We start from the raw sequence: 20,144 nt of genomic DNA on the forward strand, positions 1-20,144 counted from the left end.
GCACAATTTACTGAGTAAATGGAGGTCTGTGGATGCGAAGTTGGCAAAGTGTGTTGTTTGAAAGGTTTTTATTGATTAGGGGAACGAAAAAGAAATTTTTGGATGCACGGCTAATGGAAAATTTTATTGCAAGCAAATACAATGAACGGCCCTATGTATTAGATGAGAAATTTCAGCAAAAGCACTCGATCAGAAAAAATGAGATAGCCGGGATGCTCTATTACACAATTAATGACCAGCCTTCTCCGAAAAAAGTAATTTATTATTTTCACGGGGGAGCTTATATTAATGACCCGCTCATTTTCCATTGGCGCTATTTAGTTAAGCTCGCTGAAGCAACGAATTTTACAATTGTCGTACCGATTTATCCGAAACTTCCCCGGAATACAGTTAAGGAAGCATTTGATGCAATTCATAGCTTGTATGATCAATTAGTAAAAGATTATAACGTACCGTTTATATTTATGGGGGATTCTGCTGGTGGCGGGTTAGCGTTAGCATTCGCGCAAGATGTAAAGCACTTGTCGAAAAAGCAGCCGCAGCATATTGTACTTCATTCGGCATGGCTGGATGTGAGAGGAGAGGATCCTCAGTATAAAGCGCTGGAAAAACTAGATCCGATGCTTGGCGTATTAGGGGCACAGGAACTCGGTCGTATGTGGGCAAACGGACTGGATTTAACACATTATAAAGTAAGCCCTTTACATGGAGAGATAAAGGATATTGGTCAAATAACGGTTTTTGTTGGAACGGGCGAGCTTTTACTTGTCGATGCAAGAATGCTGCGAAGTAAAGCAAAAGAACAAAATGTAGCCATCCATTATTACGAATACCCGAATATGAATCATGTATTTCCGGTATTTCCAATTCCCGAAGCGAAGAAAGCTTTCAATACATTAGTGCAAATTATCAATAATTAACTGTTAACGCGTCAACTTTTTGATGCGTTTTTTTATAATATAAGGGGGATGTCATTTCATGAAACTATATATCATTCGACATTGTGAAGCAGAGGGGCAAGCTCCCGAGGCAATGCTGACGGCAGCGGGAATGGAAGCACGAAAGCGTCTTGCGAGTTTTTTAATTCCTTATCAAATAGAGCAAGTCATTTCCAGTCCATATAAAAGAGCCATACAGACAATAGAAACCTTCGTCCAGGACAACGGTAGTCCCTTTAAAGTGGATGAACGATTAAAGGAAAGGATATTGAGTAGTGAAAATCTTGTTGATTGGCTTGAAAAATTACAGCAAACCTATATCGATCAAGATTTAAAATTTGATGGCGGTGAATCGAGTAATGAGGCCGTTAATCGAATGATTGAATTAGTAAATGAATTGCGACAAGGTAATAATTCGTCTGTGGCAATTGTTACGCACGGGAATATTATGTCATTATTAATCAATCACTATAATGGTGCTTTTGGATTTCATGAATGGAAACAACTATCCAATCCGGATGTATATGAAATTGATTTTAATAGTAAAGACATTAAGGCAAATCGGATATGGGGAAATGAAATTGAATTTATTTAAGCAATCATAGTTTAAATAAAAATATGGGGGAAATATATATATAAGGGAAATGTAAGAAATTTCTACATAAAAAAATGAAACAGGTTGAAAAGTGGGTGACTTATGAAAAATATCTTTGTTGTAAGCGATATTCACGGCCATTATGATCAATTTGTTCAAGTACTTTCATTTTGGGACAAAAAAGATACATTAGTGATTTTAGGAGATTTAATCGACCGTGGACCACAGTCTTTACAGGTTATACAAAAAGTGCTGGCATTAAAAGACGAATTCGGTGATCAAGTAATCGTTTGCCTAGGCAATCATGAAGACATGTTTATCGATTATTTAAACTTTCCGGATATAAAACAAGACCGATTTTTTAAAAACGGGGGTCTGGACACAATCCGAAATTTTCAAGCTCAACTTCCGAATGATTTCATGACAGTAAATCCAGTCATGCAAGTTGAAATGATTAAGGAAAGGTATGCGAGAGAAATTTCGATGATCACAACAAGCAAACTTTTTGTGATTATTGGAAATGTTTTGTTTACACATGCCGGATTTGATTCAAATTTTGAAACAATTGATAATACAAGTGCCGAAGACTTTCTTTGGATTCGTAAGCATTATTTGACTCAAAACCGCACACCCTATATCAATGTGTTTGGTCATACACCTGTGCACTTAATTCATGATTCAAGTGATGTATGGGTAAGTGAAGATGCCAAATATATAGGTATTGACGGTGGCTGCTACATGACCGGTCAACTCAATGCATTACATATATCAGAAGCTGGAGAGATTTTAAATATTTATAAATCTGTAATAGATCCACCTAATAATTAAAAATAAATTAGTCAGCTCAATATATTTTTGATATAATGTTCTAAACTGCATTTTTGGAGGTTACTTCCTTTTCTGATTTTTAGAAAAGGGGTAACCTCTTTCGTGTTTAAAGAAGTTTTTCAAGGAGGAAACATTTTGGAGCAATATACAAATTTACGGGCTGGTGAAAAAGGGGCCTACTTATCCATTGTTGCCTACATATTTTTAAGTGTACTGAAGCTTACTGTAGGATTTATAGGAGGTTCAGAAGCATTAAAAGCAGACGGTTTAAATAATACGACTGATATCATTGCATCGATTGCAGTATTAATCGGTCTGCGAATTTCACAGCGCCCGGCAGATGATGATCACCGTTACGGACATTTTCGTGCAGAAACAATCGCTTCACTTGTTGCCTCGTTTATTATGATTTATGTCGGCATTGAAGTTCTTTTATCGGCAGGAGAGAAAATAGTTAATCCTATTAATCAAGAACCATCTGCCATCACGATTATTGTCGCTATCTTTAGCGCGGTAGTAATGTTTGCAGTGTATAAATATAATTTAAAATTAGCTACAAAAATTAATAGTTCAGCCGTAAAAGCTGCAGCCTACGATAATCGTTCGGATGCTTTAGTCAGTATAGGTACAGCGATAGGGATTAGTGCAGCAATTCTAGGATTTCCGGTAGTCGATACTATTACAGCGTTTATTATTGGATTGATTATTATTAAAACGGCAATAGAAATTTTTAAAGAAGCGGTATTCTCTTTAACGGATGGATTTGACACGGAATTAATCTCATCAATAGAGGAACGTGTAGCACAAATTCCTCGTGTGCGCGAAGTGGTCGATGTACGTGGAAGACAACATGGGAGCTTAATTTTAGTCGATGTTACGGTACGTGTGAATCCAAATCTAAATGTCAGAGACTCGCATGCTATCACCGAACAAATTGAATCAGCAGTGGAACAATTGAGTAAATATACGACAACTCTTGTTCATATTGAACCATACGACCCGAAAGAACTTGTTATTTGCGAGGATGATTTTCATTTCTAAGAATTTTTCACGGGAAATTGAAGAAAGCAGTTCAAATTTTACGAAACGTAAATTTTGAACTGCTTTTTAGTAGCATTAATTATTTATGTGTATGCTTTCACCAGGACCCATTGGTAATCCTAATAATAACCAAAGGCTGAATAATATCACCCACATAATTGCGAAGAAAATAGAATAAGGAATTAATGCTGAAATTAATGTCCCCATCTTAATGTTTTTATCATACTTCCGTGCGAAGGCAAGTAGCATCGCAAAGTAGGCAAGCAGCGGTGTGATTGGGTTTGTAATAGAATCACCTACGCGGTAAGCCATTTGTGTAACAGCAGGCGAGTAATTTAAATACATAAACATCGGTACAAAGATTGGTGCGAGCAGTACCCATTTCGCTGAAGCGGATGACATTAATAAGTTGACTAATGCCGCAATGAAAATGAATCCGATGAACATTGGGACACCACTAATATTGAATGTTTGAAGTGTTTCAGCACCTTTAATAGCTAGGATTGTGCCGATATTACTCCAGCTGAAGAATGCAATCATTTGTGCCGCAACAAATGATAATACGATAAATGATGCAAGGTCTGCCATTGATTTAAACATCATTCCCGCAACGTCGCGGTCAGATTTGATTGTGCCGACAACTATACCGTAGACAATCCCTGGAATTAAGAATAGGAATAGCATTAACGGAACGATGCCTGACATGAATGGTGAATCTAAAAACGAACCGTTCTCACCACGTAGAATACCGTTTTCTGGAACGATTGTTACTAAAAGCACTCCAATATAAATTAGGGCAGAAATAATGGCCCAAATAAGCCCTTTAATTTCTTGAGGAGTTACTTTTTCTAATACTTCCATTTTACCATCATATTTACCGAAGCGAGGCTCGACTATTTTTACTGTTACCCATGATGCAACGATAATTAATAATACAGTCGATACAGCCATAAAGTAGTAGTTCATAGTGGCAAGCCCTTTATATTCTGGGTCCACTAATAGTGCAGCTTCCTCCGTAATACCAACAAGTAATACATCCAGTGACGTAATAATAATATTTGCACTAAATCCACCAGCAATGGCTGCATACGCCGCAACCATACCAACTAATGGATGACGACCAACGCTCATGAAAATCATTGCCGCAATAGGTGGTAGAATGATGTATGCTGCATCTGTTGCGACACTACCAAGAATTGCTGTGAAGATTAAAACCGGTACAATCATGTTTTTTGGAGCTGACAATACTGTTTTCTTCATCATCGCAGTTATTAGTCCGCTATGCTCTGCTACACCAATACCAATCATTGCTACAATTACGATTCCAAGTGGTGCGAAGCCGGTGAAATTTGACACCATATTCGTAACAATTTGTTGTAGGCCTTCTTTAGAAAGTAAATTTACAACTTCCAACGTTTCACCGGAAGTAGGGTTTTCTGCAGTTAGTCCGATTTTATTTAGTAACCATGATGCAAGCAAAACAATCCCTGCTAAAATTGCAAAAATAGAAATCGGATCAGGCAACTTATTACCCGCAATTTCGATTCCATTTAAAAACCGATCGATTAAGGATTTTTTTTGTTTTTTCTCCATCGTCTCTCCTCCAATTTTAAAATAACTTTTTAAGTATAGTAAGAAATTACTTGAAAACCGTTTTTATAAAAAATTCAGAATTATCTCTTGAAAGTGAAAATTCTATTAGATTCGGTTGTTTTTTTCTTAGAAGAAAATTACATGTCTATAAATCTTTTTTATTCCCGAAAATTTGTAGATTAGACAATAAAATTGTCGTTTACATTAACTGGTTATGGAAATATATGGATGTGTCTAAAATGTGACAGATGGAAATTTGTATGTATGTTTAAGGGGAGCAATTGTATGAGTAGGGTGTACATCGAGAGGGAATAATGCAAATTACAGCAAAAAAAAACCTAAAGCAGTTTATTAACATCCCGCTTTAGGCATTGCTTATTTTATAAAAATATGGGCATCGCAGTAGCAAAATCCTTTACAGCTTGGACATTCGACTTTGTATGGCTCAAAATAGCGTGGCATATATATGACCGATTCAAAGCCTTGTTCTACAAATTGCCGCTCAGCTGCCCAGCGTTTTGTATCAGACTGAACCCAGCCAACCGTTATAATCGATTGTGCTATTGGTTCAACTGATTTGAGGTAAGCAAGCAAAAGTCCTTTCCCAATTCCTTTTTTCCGTTCGTTTGGATGAACGACAAAGTGACTTGTATAAAAGGTAATGCCTGTTGTCACACGATCTTTTAAAAACTGGAGTTTATCCTGGAAATAAGGGAAGTCTTTATCGAAATCAGTAATTTCATATCCGGCAATATAGCCAATTACCTCATCAAGCTCATTAATCGCTAAAAAACGAATGCCACCAGCCAATTTAATTGTGTTGGCCGTTTCTATTTCAAATGGTAAATAATTATTTAATAATGCTGCAATTTGTGCTGCATACTTTGTTTCGTACGGGACTATATTCATAATGTTCCTACCTTATATATTATTATTTTTATTATTTTAACATATTAATTGTGTATTGTAAGGAATGGTTATAGTTCGTGTATTTTTCTCTATTAATTATTCGCTCTCGTAACACAAAGAAGGACAGCCTCTCCATATAGTTTAAGCAGCCTACTGCTTAGACTTATAAGAAAGAACTGTCCTTAAATTTAAAGCTTATACACATGGATTGCTAATTCGCTTTTCCAGGTTTTTCGCCGCGGGAATAAGTAAGTGAAATTGAAATCCTTGCACACATCGTCGTAAAGTTACGGTTGTGGTGAGGGGAACGGTCTCATCTTATTTCTTTATAAAACATTGTAAATTTAAGCAGCTACATCAGAATACTTATTAAGTAATTCATCTAACTCCTGACTGCAATTGACTACCTGTGGATGTGTGAAACCTAAATCTTTTGCTTTTCTATACATATATTTTCTTTTCAACTCAATTCTTAGTTTTAACAATTTTTTTAACAAGTAAATCTTCAACATAAACTCTCCAATCGATATTATTAGTAATCTGCGACTTGTGGCTGAAATAAGATTATGACATTTATATGGTATCTTATTCAAATTTTCCCAAGTGTCGAATTGTGTTTGAGGAAGTACATTTCATAAATTTGTAACAAATATTGGAGATTCATTCGACAAACTATTGTTCAAACTTGACTTGTAATAAAATTCATCCTAACTATGTAAATTAATTTTAGAACGGAAAATGATTTAGAAATCCGAATATCCACACAATCCAATCTTTGTACATCTCGGAAAATCATTGATATAATGGGCATTGTGAATAGATAAGAAACAGAAAGAGGTTATGAAAAATGACAAATGCTTATGATGAATATATGCATTTGTTTTTTTCGGTAACTTTGATATATCAATGATTAGAAGGTAGGAAATGTTGTTTTTTGAGTGGAAAAATCACCTAAAGGCAACATTTTTCTTTTTAAGAGATAATAGGGGAGTTAGAGTTAACTTGGTTAAATGTGTAAAATTGTGTATTATAGGGAATACCATCAGCTCTTTAAATAAAAGGAGAATATTTTATGAATATTTATGAGTTTATACAAAAGTTACTAAATACCAAGAAATATCAAGTGGCATTAAATGAGTACAAAAAATATATTGATGAAAATTTAAGTAAGAATAATTTTTCAAATGAAACCTTCCTAAAGGAAATTAAGGGTAAGAAGATATTATTGAACTTAACAAGTGATAGAAAAATAAATCAAATATTTTGTAAGCAAACTATAGATTATCTAAGACAAAAAAATATTGATGGTTTTGAACATTACCTTGCACAATGTTATTATATTAATTCTCAATTTGAAATACTTAATGGAGAATTAGATAATATTATGGATGAACTTAAGAATAATAATCAAACAATGGCATTATATAAAATATTAAATTCATTTGAAAATTATAATCATAAAATTCTAAATAAAAAAAATGAAAAACCATTTTCAATTTTTAAATATATAAGCACAGAAAAAGAATCGTTATATGAGAGCGGAGTAGAATCTTTAAATATTGTTTTATATAGTTGGTATCAAAATAGAGGACAATTTAAGAAAAAAAATACAAAAGAAAAAGAGATTCTAAAATTAAAGCCCTTATCAATAGATGAGAATAGATGGATAAATTTACTAGGTTTAAAGTTTTTATATTGGTTAATTGATGAAATTACACTTAATAATATGGAGATTAATTTTGAAAATGATGAAAATGATGAAAATGATGAAAATGATGAAAATGATGTATTGTTATTTAAATACATTGATATAAATGAATACATGAGACATAGGTTACCCTTCATAAGAGAAAGCTTTCTTAGTCATAAGTATACAGTTGAAATGTTAATTAATGATGCAACTATAAATGAGATTGATATTGAAAAAGCAATGGAACTTAAAGGAAATGGCGACCATTTTCGTTTGAAACTAGAAGTGATTGATACATATGAGTTTTTGATGAATTCAATTAGAGTTGGACAGAATGAAAGCATAAAGATGGCTCGAATATTGAGAATTTTTAATTTATCTGAGATAAAATATAAAGATAATACTAATTTTCAGGAAATATTTATGTTCTATTTTTGTTTAAGAAATAATGCTGAGATATACTATAGGGCAACTGAATATTTTATTGAAAAGTATGGAAAGCATCCTAAAGCTCCATTTTTAAGTGTTTCAGTCGAGAGTTTATTTTATCAATACAACCTTCCTTTATCAAAAATATTTAATCGAGAGTTAACTCTAAATGATTTTAAAACTTGGATTGAGTTCTTTACATTTGGTACAGATGAGATTTTTGATTTATACTATAAGCCAATTATAAACAATAATGGTTCAGTTGTAATATTACCGAGCCTTTTCTTAATGAACAATATTTATATGACTTTTATTAAACACTTACAATTGTTAGAATTTGATATGTCATCAAAAGGAACAATTTTTGAAAAAGAAAACAGAGATTTATTTAGTAAGTCAAATTTAAAAGTATATAATGAAGATTATAAATTTAGTTATTATCCTTCAAAAAAGAGTAAACCTATTGACGGCGATATAGATGTAATTGCATGGGATGAAGACTTTTTATTTATTGCTGAAGCAAAAAATCATTTAGATCCTTTAGAGCCAAATGATTATAGAGGAGCAAATAAAGTATTAAAGAAGGCAGCTACTCAAATTAAAAAAATTATTAATTATATAGAAGAAAAGCCAGATGAATTTTGTAGAAAAATCGGTATAACTATATCTGAATTAAATAAAATGGAGATAGTACCTTTCATTATAATGAGTGGATACTATAAATCTGGAGAAAAATATGAAGGTATTCAAGTTGTTGATTATAATAGTTTGGAGAAATATATTGATGATGGTTATTTGTCAATACATTCTAAAAAAGAAATTTTAGTGAAGATTCCTTTAAGAAAAGACGTAATGGATTCTAAAGCTTTGATAAATTATTTAGATAAACCTTATTTTTATGGCCTCGATGGATGTTATGCTCCAATGTTTTATCAACAAAATATTATGAAAATGCCTAGTGGATTTATACATGTTTATCCTTCTATAGATCGATTAGATGAAGATAGCTATAAGTATAAGGATTTATATCCAAATGAAGAAAAAATGAAAGCATTAATAGGTTCTAGATAATTTAATAATTGTAAAAAAGATAGTGGATAACATGGAGTTACCCCACTGTCTTTTTACAACCTATTATTTTAGCAATAACTCCGAAAATTTCTTATGCATCATACTAGCTGCATTCTCTCGCATCCCCTCAGTAACATGCAAATAAATCCGTGTCGTTGTATTCGAGTTCATATGGCCAACTCGCTTCATTATATATTGCAAATCCACACCAGCTTCTGCTAACAAGCTAATATGCGTATGACGTAAAATATAAGAACGGCATCTTTTATTTAACTTCGCTTTAATGCCACGTTGCCTTACATACTGATTAATCGTTTTAACGGTAGGGGGCGTTCCTGTAGCGTCGCTAAATAAAAATTCAGATGGTAGCCAATCCTTTTTCTTTTTGAAATCCAGTAAATACTTAAATTTATTCACGACAATATCATCAATATCGATTGTACGAATGGCATTTTTTGTTTTAGGTGGCGTTAATTCAAAGTCGCCTTTTTTTCCATCCTTAGCGTACATTGTTTTTGTGATGCTAATCGTTTTCTTTTTTAAATCAACATCCTTGATTTTTAAAGCTAATGCTTCACCAGGGCGCATGCCAGTAAAAGCTAGTGTGTACATTACCGTTCTAAATAAAACGTTCTGGTGGGACTCAGCTTCATCCAATAGCTTTTTTAACTCCCATGATTCTAAATAAAGCTGTTCAGTCTCTTTTGTAACGTCCTCTACCATTTTTGCCTTTGCTTTCGGTATAAAGAGTGCTTCGGCAGGGGAAGAGGCGATTAACTGAGTATCTGCAGCGTGTTTAAATAATTGTTTCAATGTGTTATGTGTGCCTCTTAAAGTGTTGTAGGCGGTCTTTTCTTCAAAAAGGATGTTCAATACATCTTGCAGCTGCTTTGCAGTGATTTTTACGATTTTTGCTTTAGCAATATGTCGATTAACAATCGTAATGCAGTGCTCCCGATGCTTAATTGTCGTTTCTTTGTTCCCTTTTAAACGGTAAAGGTTTAGCCATTCAGCAGCAAATTCCTCAAAAGTAATTTTAGTATTGTACTCAATCGACTCCTGCATTTGTTTGATTGCCTCTTCAACGCGCTTTTTAGCCTCTGTTTTACTTTTTCCTCGTCGGCTCACTTGCCTACGCTTACCAGTGACTGGGTGGCGCGGTGCTTCAGCTACGCATCTCCATAAGTTTTTATTGATTTGCTCAAAGTACATTTTTACCGTTTCCCTTCATGATAGTCCAAATAGAATAAAGTTTAGCTACGGTTTCAATATCTTCATTTGGTAAAGATTCATACCATTTTTGCAAAGTTGGATATTCGACAAAAGGGTGTATTAAAACTTCCGGATTATACTTAGGGTCATTTTCGTATCCAGCAGCCTTTACTAATCTCATATAACCCACTTTGTATGCTTTTGCGATTTTTTCTAATGTAGCAGGGGAGGGAGTGACTTTTGTTCCCCGTTGTGGATCGTGGCCTTTTTCAATGTTTCGATAGTAACTAGGCGATATACCCATCCGCTTAGCAGCAGTGGGGATAGATTCCTCCCCACGTAATTTGATTAATAAATTTTGTAACTTCAATTTCCTCACCTCGAAACGCATATGTTATGTTTTGAATGTATTTAATCTAAAGCTATAAGGCTATTCCAATTCAGAATACTTTGACGGCGCTGTATGTATTGATTTAGTCGTTTTATTGCAAAGTTCTCTTCAACGTGGAAGATCTGTTGGACGAGACGGATGTTATGTTTCGAGCAATCGAAAATACTTAAGCGATCTAACATAAAGGTAGGAATGGCAGCATGATACATGAATTGGTTAGCCTTATGCTCTTGGTATTCAATGTACATTTTGGGAAGCTTATCCTGAATGCCAATATGCAGCAGGACATGTGCAAGCTCATGACAAAAATCCTGCCATTGATGCTCAATCGAATTTCGAAAATCAATAAAGATCGCACACATATTGTCATAGATAATGCCTTGACTCTTTTCCTCCCAGTAGAAGATTTTAACGTCTAATTTTTTAGCAATGATTTTCATATCTAATTGCTCTGGTGAAAAAATTTGCAATTGTTCATATAGTTCCTTTACATAGCACTCGGTGTAGGTCCAAAATCTTTTCAAGTAAATCATCTCCAATAAAAGAAAATAGGAACAAGTGTTCTTTTTGATTGTATAATAAAACCCCACTATTTGGTAGTGGGGAATTTATTATACAATATTTACTGAACCATATATATTTGATGTTTTCCAGCTCAGTAGATTTTCTGTATTCATTTCATATATCATAACCTCATCAAAAATTAATGAGGAATGAGAAAATTTATGTTGGAAATGAATGATATTTTGATTATTTTTTTCTTCCATAGTCAATAACAAAATTTCACTCCCTTGACCATTCAATTTAGCAATAACATCTAAATAATGATTTGTAGCATGGATTTTTTCGGCAGATAAAGTTTGCACAGTATTACCCCTCCTTTGAAAAGCGTTGAATTAGGCTGTTCAATTTACTACCTACAAATATTTTTGCATCAGCATAGTCTTTTAGGGTGTACAAATCTATAGGTTTTTTAAATTCATTGGACAGGCTAACCCTAATATTTTTAACAATATAACTTATATTGTTAATATTGTCTACTATCTGAGGGCCAACATGAGTATTACATAACTCGTAACCTTCTTTATCTATAGTTGTTTTTTCAAAGGTTGCTTCAACTTGTTGATTTATCCAAGTAGTAAAATCTGATCTTAAACTCATAGCAAGTATTTGATCGTGGAAGGTATCGTTGTTATTTACAATAACTTGCTGAACTTCTTCCCGTTGTTTTTGTACCAAAATTGCATAATCTTCTTCAGATATGGTTCCTGCTTCTTTTAATTTTCTATATTGAGCAATTTTTAAATTAAAAGTTTCTTCAATTTCTTGTTCAATTTTAGCTTTTTCTCTTAAATAAGTTTCTATCCCTTTAGTTGAATAACTATCTATATTTCCCGTAGTAGTAGCGGAATGCTGAACAACCGATATTGTAAGCTCTTTAAAATCATTTTCAGTGAATTCCTTTTCTGAGGGTTTAGAACCAAAACTTCTTTTTTCAACAAAACCTAATTCATCAAACGGTAATGTAAGTTGCTCATATAAGTTAGTTAATTGTTTTTTTAATGCAGCAGCCGATTCCCTCTGGTTTTTATAATACTCCCATAGTTTATCAAGTTGGAGTTCACGATGATAAATTACATTACAAATATTATCAAAATCATTGCCATTATATATTTTTCGTAATCCTCGTCCAATGGCTTGGGCGTATGGTCCAAGAGTACGATACGGTCTGAATATAGATATGATTGAAATATTAGGATTGTCATAACCTTCACCAAGTAATTGTATGCTTACCATAACTTTATAGTCGCCTTTAGTAAAAGCTGCGATTCTTTGATCATTTTGAATAGGAGACAATGATCTAGTACTCACATATGTTGCTGAGAGACCGGCATCATTAAACCATTGACAAAGATTTTGGGCATGTTGATCATTACACGCAACAGCAAGTATTTGATGATTTTGTTTACTATTCCTTTGTTTTGTAATATATGCTTTTTTTGTAAAATTAATTACATCTTTAGAACTTTCTTCAGACATGGCAATACTTGTACTAACTGCATCACTACCTAATAAAAGTCTTGCTTCTTCTAAAGTTAGTTCTTTACCATCATTTTTAGTAAAGGTTACGTGATTTGGAATAGCTTCCTCTTTTACAACTTCCTTTAATAATCCATCCTCTATTGCTTGCCCTAATGTATATTCGTAAATGGGATCTAATTCATGAGTGATTATACTTAAATTATCACTTCTAAAGGGAGTAGCAGTTAATTTAATTACTTTAGCAGTATTAAAATGATTTAGAGATTCTTGCCACATATCTGCCGCTACATGGTGGGCTTCATCAACAATAATTAAATCAAAAAAATCTTTAGGAAGTATGTTTTTTAAATTAATCTCCTCAGAACTTCCAACAATTTTATGGACATTAGTTATAACTAGGTCTGCTTGTTCTAACAAGGATAAAATAACATCCTTAATTCCTTCCTTCTCAGCATTAAATCCTTCGTACTTGTAAGACTTAGGTAATTTCGCATAATCATATATAACATTATGTTTTATCCAAAAAGTTTTTTCAGGATTCTCGGCTGTATTGAAATGCTTATAAACTTCTGATCGTACAGTTTTACCAGGGGTAATAATTAATACGCGCTTACTAGATAAACCATAAGGTAATAAAGCCATAACACCGGATTTACCAGAACCTGTTGGCATTACTACAAGTGTTTCTCTATATTTTGGGTTGTCTTTAAATTCTTGATAGTGAGAAACAACGGCTTGGTAAGCATCAATTTGAGCGGGGTATAGGTTAGAGTTGCCAATAATTTTCGCGTAAGAAGATTCAAACATAAATAATCACTCCTAAATTTTAATAGTAAGCTGTCAGGTATTGTAAAGATGAAATGTTGGTTCTAAATTGATACAAAAATAATATAAAATTCCATATACGATTTTAAAAAATAGGCAGCCAGCTGACTGGTATGCCTATTTTGTTTTCAATTTTTTCTTTTCGATGTAGATATTGCAAATAAATATTGAAATCACTTTTAATTGATACCGTATTTTGTGATTAAAGACTCCATTTTTCTGGCAAATTCTCTATCTAGTTTTCTAACTTCATTTAAAATCTCATTTGCTGAAGTAATTTTTGATGTATCTCCAGTATCTATAGCAGCAACGATTTCTGAAAACGCAAGATGTTGCTTGCTTACGGCGTCAATTAAAATTTCATTAACTTCAACCGTCTCGTCTGTTGGTGGAAGAATGCTTTCAACATTAGTTACCAAATCATTATTTACTGGAAGGATATCTTCCCATATGACTACAGCCAAATCATAATCACTAATTTCCCCGTTAGCAGACGACTGCCTTAACTCATCCCAGTGAGCTCCAAGTTCAGCTAATTCTTGATAAGCTAGTCTAACTTCTTCAACATATGCTAGCACTTCAGCCTCCTTTTCTAATGAATCAGTATTTGTGTCGGCACTCGTCTCAATTACCTCGTCTTCTTTATCATTATCTGTTTCTTGAGTATTGTCATTTCCTGAACTACATGCTGCAAGCACAAGTACCATCATCAGTGTAGTTAAATACACTAAAAATTTCCTCATTTTTTACCACCCTTTTATGTTTTTTGGATTATTTATGGTAAGGAAAATAGTGTTACTAATTTCCTGAAGCCCATTAGGGATAATACTAAAAGATTATCAATGTATTGATTATCCGTTCCTCTGATAGTTTGGTTACGATATGGCTATATATCCATATAACACAATACAAGCTAAATTTTTAGTTATATTTACTTGTGTAATAAGAACTATGTAGAAAATAAAAAATAAGACATATATGATAAAAAATTACATATATGCTTATAAAAATAAGGCAGCCAGTTGACTGGTATGCCTAATTTTTTTCATGTTTAATAATTTCCCAAATCTTACGTAAGCGATCAACAGCTTCTTCATCTGATTTGGGTAATTCCTTATAAAAGACGCTTAATTCAGGATTAGTTGCAAATGCCTGGAAATCAGCCTCGTCTTGTTCTTGTGATGTCATTGCAGGGGTGTTAGTGCGACCAAGAAGATAGTCAGTGCTAACTTCAAAGTAATCAGCTAATTTAGTGAGTGTTGAATTATCAGGCTCACCTAGGTCATTCTCATATTTTGCATAACCTTGTCTAGTAATACCTAAAAAATCAGCAACATCCTGTTGAGTTTTTTTTTGCTGAACTCTTAAAGATTTTAATGTTTTTGAGAACATAGCAATACCTCACTTTAATTATCTAATTATATTATAGCGCAACTTTAAGTTACTTTGTTGCAACACAAAGTTGCATTTTATGTTGACAGCAACTAAACGTTGCGTTATTATGAATTTACAAGGTAACTAAATGTTGCTAAGGAGAGGTGAAAAATGAGAGAAAATTTAATTAAACTCCGAGGTAAAAGAACCGTTACTGAAGTTGCTAAGGATATTGGTATTACAAGACAAATGTTAAGTGCAATCGAAAGTAATATTAGGACTCCATCATTAGAAGTTGCTAAAAAAATTGCAAACTATTATTCAAGTACAATTGATGAAATTTTTTTTGAATCTTAACGTAACAAAACGTTACCTTTATTTTACTTAAGATATTTGTTGCAGTGTCAAAATTGAAAGGTGGTGTGCTTATGTTAAACGTTCAGTTCGATGCTGAAGCATTCCGTAAAATTATTCGTGAAGAGATGAATGCCGCTAAGGAGCAAAAGCCAGTAACGATCCAAGAGCTTCCAGCAATGCTTACACGTGACGAGTTGAAAGACTTTCTTCGCATAGGAGATACAAAAGCTTCTGAATTACTTAGTAGAGCTGATTTTCCAGTGTTACGTGAAGCAGGTGTGTTAATTCCTACTCATTTATTAATGCGCTGGGTTGAAGACAATACGCAATGGATTCAAAAGAATACCAAGCCTTTTAAAGTGGGTTAATAGGGTAGCGTCAAATGGTCGTTACCCTAATGGATACAAAAGAGGCTTATCTATCGAGGAATTTTCTAGAGGTTTTGGCTTATCTTCATAAGTTAATTTTAACCGGTTTAATCGTCTAAAGGTATTCCACCTTGGAATTGAAGGGAGGTGGGGACAATGGTGAAATTAGGAACTTTAATGAAGGCTTGCCGGGAAAGAGCAAAACTTTCTCAGGAAGAACTTGCTCATCAAATGAACCGTACGCAAGCTTGTATTTCGAAATTCGAAAACGACCACAAAGTGCCTGATGCGAATACCTTTGCTGAATGGTTTCGACAAACGAACAGCCCAGAAGTAGCAATCGCATTTTTATATGGCGTAGATGGGTTAACAATTCTACAGCAGTTGCTGCCGATCGTTGGAATGATCGCGGCTTGGTCAGTCAGAATATTTTGAGAGGAAGTGTATTAGGTGAACAAATTAGATGAAATTAAAGCGTTCGTTCAAAAGAATAAGAAAGTAATTGCAGAGCTTGCACAAGTAGCCGAGCATTCTAAGCTTTATTCACATTCTTTGTCAGATGAAATTATTGAATTGCAGCAAGAATTGCGTCGATGTGCAAGACGCATTGGAATAATTTCCGTGGGTAAGCCGTTTTTTGAGGATTCGGAGTATGTCGTTCTTTTAGATTTTGATAATTTCTGCAGTTTTATAGATTTAGATGATTGCATGATGAAACCATTTATAAAAGAAGGCGACACATTTTATATCTACTCAATCACAATCGGTAATCTGTATTTAAAAGCAATAAAATCACCGAATGAAGAACATAAAAAAGCCCAAGCGATTTAATGAATCACTTGAGCGGTGGACTGAATACTTTTGGCGGAGCGTTCAGTAAATAATATGTTCTTCCATTATAGCACATGGAGGAATAGAAATGGAACAATTACAACAGTTTTTAGTAGAAGAGCAGGAAGTATTAGCAGACTTCCTGTTGGATATGGAAAACACGGAAGACAACAAGGAGTATGCGAGAGCTGCTGCTTTGTGGTCGATGCAATCGGCGCGTGTAGGAGCGATTCGTGATGTTATTGAGCTTTTAAAATAATTAATTGAAGGTGTGCGACAACTTGTCGCCACCTTTCAGAAAGGGGCATATTCATGGATTTACAAGTAATCGAGCGTGAAGGTCAACGTGTTTTAACAACAGCCCAAGTAGCAACAGCTTACGAAATTGAATCGAAATCGTTAATGCGAAACTTTCAGCGCAATAAAGAGCATTTCTCGGAAGGCGTTCATTTCATGGCTTTGACTGGTGATGCTTTAAAGCAGTTTAAAGGCGAGCGACAAAATGACGTCAACCTCAAATTCGCCTCTGTATTGTATTTGTGGACTGAGCAAGGAGCGTTTATGCTAGCAAAATCACTTAGCTCTGATAAAGCATGGGCAGCATATTCATTGCTAACAAGCCAGTATTACAAGTTATCGAAGCAGCCGAGTGAAGTACAAGCATTGCCATATGATCCAGAGCGCTTTTTAGCACTGGAGCATCGTGTTAGGGAAATTGAGGCACAGCTGCAGCTAGTCACAATTCACTCAGGAGAACAAAAACGGTTGCAACGAGCCATTAGTGAACGTGTGTATGAACTTTGTGATGCGAAAGCGCGTCGACCAGCTTATTTCAGCGAGTTATACCGGGCTATTAAAAAAAGGTATCATGTGGACTCTTATCGCGATGTACCACAGTGCCAGCTGCAAGATACATTACTATTTGTTCAGAATTGGGGAGGTATACAAACAACATGAATCTATTAATCAATGAGCCTCCGTTACAAGTATTACCCAGCTTGGCTGTTCGTATCGGGCTTAATAAAGCAATCGTTATTCAACAAATGCATTACTGGCTATTACGTTCAGAGCATTTCTACGAGGACAAGCGATGGATATACAATTCCGTAACAGAATGGCTAGAACAGTTCCCATTTTGGTCTCGTAGTACATTAACGCGAATTATTGATGATCTTGAGAATGATAATTTGCTTTTCGTAGGTAATTTTAACAAAAAAGCAATGGATCGTACGAAATGGTATTCGATAAATTACGATGACGAACGCTTATATTCTGCATTTAGTCAAAATGAACAAATGCAATTAGTCAAAATGAATAAAATCATTTATCCAAATCGAGTAAATGAATTTAGCCAAAATGAGGTAACCAATACCAGAGAATACACAGAGACTAAACAAAAGAATAAAGTCGAGAAGCTCGACATTGTGATTGAAATTGTAAATTACTTAAATTCAAAGACTAACAAAAATTTCAAAGCGTCAACTGCTGCTACTAAACGCTACATCAATGGACGGCTAGCAGAAGGATATAGTTTCGAACAGTTTAAGCAGGTTATCGATTTGAAAGTTTCCCAATGGCTAAATGACCCGCATATGAGCAAATATCTTAAACCAGATACATTGTTTAGACCAGATAAATTTGAAGGGTACGTGAACGAATTGCCAACCAAACAACAGCAGCCAGTAAAGAGCACATATCAGCCACCACAATTAGACTTTAGCAAGGGGGAAAACTTCGGATGATCACAGAACAAACAATCAGCTTGGAGCTACCAGAAAAAAGTATTCTAGGTTCCATGCTTGCAGAAAATTACCTGATATTAGATAGCACTGTGAAGCTAGAACATTTTAGTTCAACACAGCACCAGGCAATTTATAACGCGATGCAGGAATTAGCGAGAGCCAATAAAAGTGTGGATTACATCACGTTATTGAGCGTTCGAGAGCCAATCGAACTTGGGGGAGCAAATTACATTGTTGACTTAAAAAATTATGCCAATCCCACGAAATTTAACGAATATGCAGATATACTATTTGCGCATTGGCAGCACGTGACTAAGCAACAAATCTTGGCCCAAGCTCAGCAAGAGAATTGGCCGATTGAACAGATTCAAACCCAGCTTGATGCGATTACCGATAGTGATAACTTGCAGGAGACAAGCATTACAAATGCACTTGTGGAGGCTGCCAACCGTCCGTATGAACCGGCGAGCGCCAAGACAGGCATTAATTCCGAGTTGAGGGATTTTGACCGGATGACAAACGGCTTTCAGGATGGCGACTTGTTCATTCTTGCTGCACGTCCATCGATGGGGAAAACTGACACCATGAACCACTTTGCAGTCCATGCAGGATTCCAAGGGTACTTGCCTATTATCTTTTCACTGGAGATGAAAAAGGAATCGCTTATTGACCGTATGATTGCGACTACAGGCAATATTAACCGATTAAATTTGCGCGATCCATATGCAACAATGTCGGATGCGCAAAAAGCGAAGTGGACTCAGGCTATCGGATTGCTGAATAACGCAAAGATTCAAATTGATGATCGCCCAGCAATGACCGTTCCACAAATACGAGCTACAGCACGGAAACTCTTAAAGCAGTTTCCGAATCGAAAGCCGTTAATTTTAATCGACTACTTGCAAATCATTCGGGCCAATAATCCAAAGGACAATCAAACGCAGCAAGTAGGGCAGATTAGCCGTGACTTAAAGCAAATGGCACGCGAGTTTAATTGTCCGGTTGTATGTCTGTCACAGCTGAATCGTAGCGTGGAGCAACGCCAGGACAAGCGCCCGGTAATGAGTGATATACGGGACTCAGGAAATATTGAACAAGATGCCGATGTAATTGCCTTCCTTTACCGTGATGATTACTACGACAAAGAATCCGAGTCTAAGAATTTGCTAGAAATCATTATTGCGAAACATCGAAACGGCCCAACTGGAACTGTACCAATTGCCTATGTAAAAGAGACAGGACGCTTATTAAACCTTGATTGGAAGCAACCGAAATGACAGTCATTACGGTGAAAGAGCTGTTGGAATATGCCATTGAAGGGGAGCACCGTGTGCTGGCTCATACAATTTATTGGAGCATGACAACACAGGGGATTACGATGACGGATGATTCGCAAAAGTTATTGGGCCTGCCATTTGATCGCGAACACATTAGTCAGCTTGTTCAACAAAATACGTTAGGTATGGGACAAATTAAACTTTACGTTGTGAAAGTAAAGGTAGATTTATTCGCATTCTACTTTGCACGCAACGCCCTGGAAGCTAGCGCATACCATAGTCGTTTATTTTTCCAAAAAGCTACGAGCATTGTTGATGCAGAGCGATTGCTATATAAATACATGTATTTGGTCGACATCGATAAGCAAATGATGTTAATCGACTATCGAAAAGAGTTACTGCAGTTTCCGGCCTACCTAGGACATGCCAAAGCAAACGACCATAAATTGTACCGTTTAGATCAGCAACAGAAAGGAATGAATCAAGTTGTCTAAAGCCCAACGTGAAGAAATTATTACTGTTCTGATGATGCGTAGAAATTATTCCTTAGAATTTTTGGATAGTTGTACAGATGAAGTGTTATTAGAAATGTACGAGCGAGAAGCTTAATTTTTTTAGAATTAAATGTAA

General features: G+C 34.9%; 25 protein-coding genes. 15 read left to right on the forward strand and 10 right to left on the reverse strand.

Annotated elements, in window-relative coordinates:
* Nucleotides 1–32: 32 nt before the first annotated feature.
* The 4 genes from MKY13_RS07525 to MKY13_RS07540 all read left to right on the forward strand — a co-directional run bounded on the left by MKY13_RS07525 (nt 33) and on the right by MKY13_RS07540 (nt 3,402).
* Nucleotides 33–920, forward strand: coding sequence for an alpha/beta hydrolase (locus MKY13_RS07525; RefSeq protein WP_339216185.1), 888 nt, complete (start codon nt 33–35; stop codon nt 918–920).
* A gap of 58 nt (nt 921–978) precedes the next feature.
* Entirely contained in the window at nt 979–1,533 is a 555-nt protein-coding gene (locus MKY13_RS07530; RefSeq protein ID WP_339216187.1) for a histidine phosphatase family protein, read from the forward strand.
* A gap of 102 nt (nt 1,534–1,635) precedes the next feature.
* A complete protein-coding gene (locus MKY13_RS07535; RefSeq protein ID WP_339216189.1) occupies nt 1,636–2,361 on the forward strand; it encodes a metallophosphoesterase family protein in 726 nt (241 codons plus the stop codon).
* A gap of 135 nt (nt 2,362–2,496) precedes the next feature.
* Entirely contained in the window at nt 2,497–3,402 is a 906-nt protein-coding gene (locus tag MKY13_RS07540; RefSeq protein WP_191699185.1) for a cation diffusion facilitator family transporter, read from the forward strand.
* A 75-nt stretch (nt 3,403–3,477) separates the two neighbouring features.
* On the opposite strand, the gene MKY13_RS07545 is transcribed toward MKY13_RS07540, so the two are convergent.
* The 3 genes from MKY13_RS07545 to MKY13_RS07555 all read right to left on the reverse strand — a co-directional run bounded on the left by MKY13_RS07545 (nt 3,478) and on the right by MKY13_RS07555 (nt 6,416).
* On the reverse strand, nt 3,478–4,995 hold the full coding sequence (locus MKY13_RS07545; protein ID WP_339216191.1) for an AbgT family transporter: 1,518 nt from the start codon (nt 4,993–4,995) through the stop codon (nt 3,478–3,480).
* Between the two features lie 375 nt (nt 4,996–5,370).
* Nucleotides 5,371–5,904 carry a GNAT family N-acetyltransferase gene (locus MKY13_RS07550; protein ID WP_339216193.1) on the reverse strand — a complete coding sequence of 178 codons (534 nt, stop codon included), beginning with the start codon at nt 5,902–5,904 and terminating at the stop codon, nt 5,371–5,373.
* Nucleotides 5,905–6,248: 344 nt separating this feature from the next.
* Entirely contained in the window at nt 6,249–6,416 is a 168-nt protein-coding gene (locus MKY13_RS07555) for an aspartyl-phosphate phosphatase Spo0E family protein (RefSeq protein ID WP_339216195.1), read from the reverse strand.
* A gap of 560 nt (nt 6,417–6,976) precedes the next feature.
* Between MKY13_RS07555 and MKY13_RS07560 the strand changes: the two genes are divergently transcribed.
* Nucleotides 6,977–9,094 carry a hypothetical protein gene (locus MKY13_RS07560; protein ID WP_339216197.1) on the forward strand — a complete coding sequence of 706 codons (2,118 nt, stop codon included), beginning with the start codon at nt 6,977–6,979 and terminating at the stop codon, nt 9,092–9,094.
* Nucleotides 9,095–9,157: 63 nt separating this feature from the next.
* On the opposite strand, the gene MKY13_RS07565 is transcribed toward MKY13_RS07560, so the two are convergent.
* From MKY13_RS07565 to MKY13_RS07595, 7 genes are all read right to left on the reverse strand, one after another.
* The gene (locus MKY13_RS07565; RefSeq protein WP_339216199.1) at nt 9,158–10,306 is read right to left on the reverse strand and encodes a site-specific integrase; all 1,149 of its coding nucleotides are present in this window, start codon (nt 10,304–10,306) and stop codon (nt 9,158–9,160) included.
* Complete coding sequence (locus MKY13_RS07570) at nt 10,296–10,676, reverse strand: helix-turn-helix transcriptional regulator (RefSeq protein WP_339216201.1); 381 nt, start codon at nt 10,674–10,676, stop codon at nt 10,296–10,298. Before MKY13_RS07570 ends, MKY13_RS07565 begins: the two co-directional genes overlap by 11 nt.
* Before the next feature lie 41 nt (nt 10,677–10,717).
* Nucleotides 10,718–11,221 (reverse strand): ImmA/IrrE family metallo-endopeptidase, encoded by a 504-nt coding sequence (locus MKY13_RS07575; protein WP_339216203.1) that lies wholly within the window; start codon nt 11,219–11,221, stop codon nt 10,718–10,720.
* Between the two features lie 87 nt (nt 11,222–11,308).
* A complete protein-coding gene (locus MKY13_RS07580) occupies nt 11,309–11,563 on the reverse strand; it encodes a hypothetical protein (protein ID WP_339216205.1) in 255 nt (84 codons plus the stop codon).
* Between the two features lie 4 nt (nt 11,564–11,567).
* Complete coding sequence (locus MKY13_RS07585) at nt 11,568–13,547, reverse strand: DEAD/DEAH box helicase family protein (protein ID WP_339216207.1); 1,980 nt, start codon at nt 13,545–13,547, stop codon at nt 11,568–11,570.
* 197 nt (nt 13,548–13,744) lie between these two features.
* Nucleotides 13,745–14,308, reverse strand: a complete 564-nt coding sequence (locus MKY13_RS07590; protein ID WP_339216209.1) for a hypothetical protein — start codon at nt 14,306–14,308, stop codon at nt 13,745–13,747.
* A gap of 292 nt (nt 14,309–14,600) precedes the next feature.
* Entirely contained in the window at nt 14,601–14,957 is a 357-nt protein-coding gene (locus MKY13_RS07595) for a helix-turn-helix domain-containing protein (RefSeq protein WP_339216211.1), read from the reverse strand.
* A gap of 153 nt (nt 14,958–15,110) precedes the next feature.
* Between MKY13_RS07595 and MKY13_RS07600 the strand changes: the two genes are divergently transcribed.
* The 10 genes from MKY13_RS07600 (at nt 15,111) to MKY13_RS07645 (ending at nt 20,123) form a co-directional block, all read left to right on the forward strand.
* Entirely contained in the window at nt 15,111–15,296 is a 186-nt protein-coding gene (locus MKY13_RS07600; RefSeq protein WP_339216213.1) for a helix-turn-helix domain-containing protein, read from the forward strand.
* 71 nt (nt 15,297–15,367) lie between these two features.
* Entirely contained in the window at nt 15,368–15,664 is a 297-nt protein-coding gene (locus MKY13_RS07605; protein ID WP_339216215.1) for a DNA-binding protein, read from the forward strand.
* 156 nt (nt 15,665–15,820) lie between these two features.
* On the forward strand, nt 15,821–16,099 hold the full coding sequence (locus MKY13_RS07610; protein WP_339216217.1) for a helix-turn-helix transcriptional regulator: 279 nt from the start codon (nt 15,821–15,823) through the stop codon (nt 16,097–16,099).
* Nucleotides 16,100–16,114: 15 nt separating this feature from the next.
* Nucleotides 16,115–16,495, forward strand: coding sequence for a hypothetical protein (locus MKY13_RS07615; protein ID WP_339216219.1), 381 nt, complete (start codon nt 16,115–16,117; stop codon nt 16,493–16,495).
* An 88-nt stretch (nt 16,496–16,583) separates the two neighbouring features.
* Nucleotides 16,584–16,754, forward strand: a complete 171-nt coding sequence (locus tag MKY13_RS07620) for a hypothetical protein (protein WP_339216221.1) — start codon at nt 16,584–16,586, stop codon at nt 16,752–16,754.
* Nucleotides 16,755–16,807: 53 nt separating this feature from the next.
* Entirely contained in the window at nt 16,808–17,452 is a 645-nt protein-coding gene (locus tag MKY13_RS07625; RefSeq protein WP_339216223.1) for an ORF6N domain-containing protein, read from the forward strand.
* Nucleotides 17,449–18,237, forward strand: coding sequence for a conserved phage C-terminal domain-containing protein (locus MKY13_RS07630; protein WP_339216225.1), 789 nt, complete (start codon nt 17,449–17,451; stop codon nt 18,235–18,237). The genes MKY13_RS07625 and MKY13_RS07630 overlap by 4 nt, the downstream gene beginning before the upstream one ends.
* Nucleotides 18,234–19,514 carry a replicative DNA helicase gene (locus MKY13_RS07635; RefSeq protein ID WP_339216227.1) on the forward strand — a complete coding sequence of 427 codons (1,281 nt, stop codon included), beginning with the start codon at nt 18,234–18,236 and terminating at the stop codon, nt 19,512–19,514. The genes MKY13_RS07630 and MKY13_RS07635 overlap by 4 nt, the downstream gene beginning before the upstream one ends.
* Nucleotides 19,511–20,008 carry a hypothetical protein gene (locus tag MKY13_RS07640; protein ID WP_339216229.1) on the forward strand — a complete coding sequence of 166 codons (498 nt, stop codon included), beginning with the start codon at nt 19,511–19,513 and terminating at the stop codon, nt 20,006–20,008. The genes MKY13_RS07635 and MKY13_RS07640 overlap by 4 nt, the downstream gene beginning before the upstream one ends.
* Complete coding sequence (locus MKY13_RS07645; protein WP_339216231.1) at nt 20,001–20,123, forward strand: hypothetical protein; 123 nt, start codon at nt 20,001–20,003, stop codon at nt 20,121–20,123. Before MKY13_RS07640 ends, MKY13_RS07645 begins: the two co-directional genes overlap by 8 nt.
* The last annotated feature ends 21 nt before the right edge of the window (nt 20,124–20,144 follow it).

The organism is Solibacillus sp. FSL W8-0372 (genome assembly GCF_037969735.1).
Lineage (GTDB): Bacteria > Bacillota > Bacilli > Bacillales_A > Planococcaceae > Solibacillus > Solibacillus faecavium.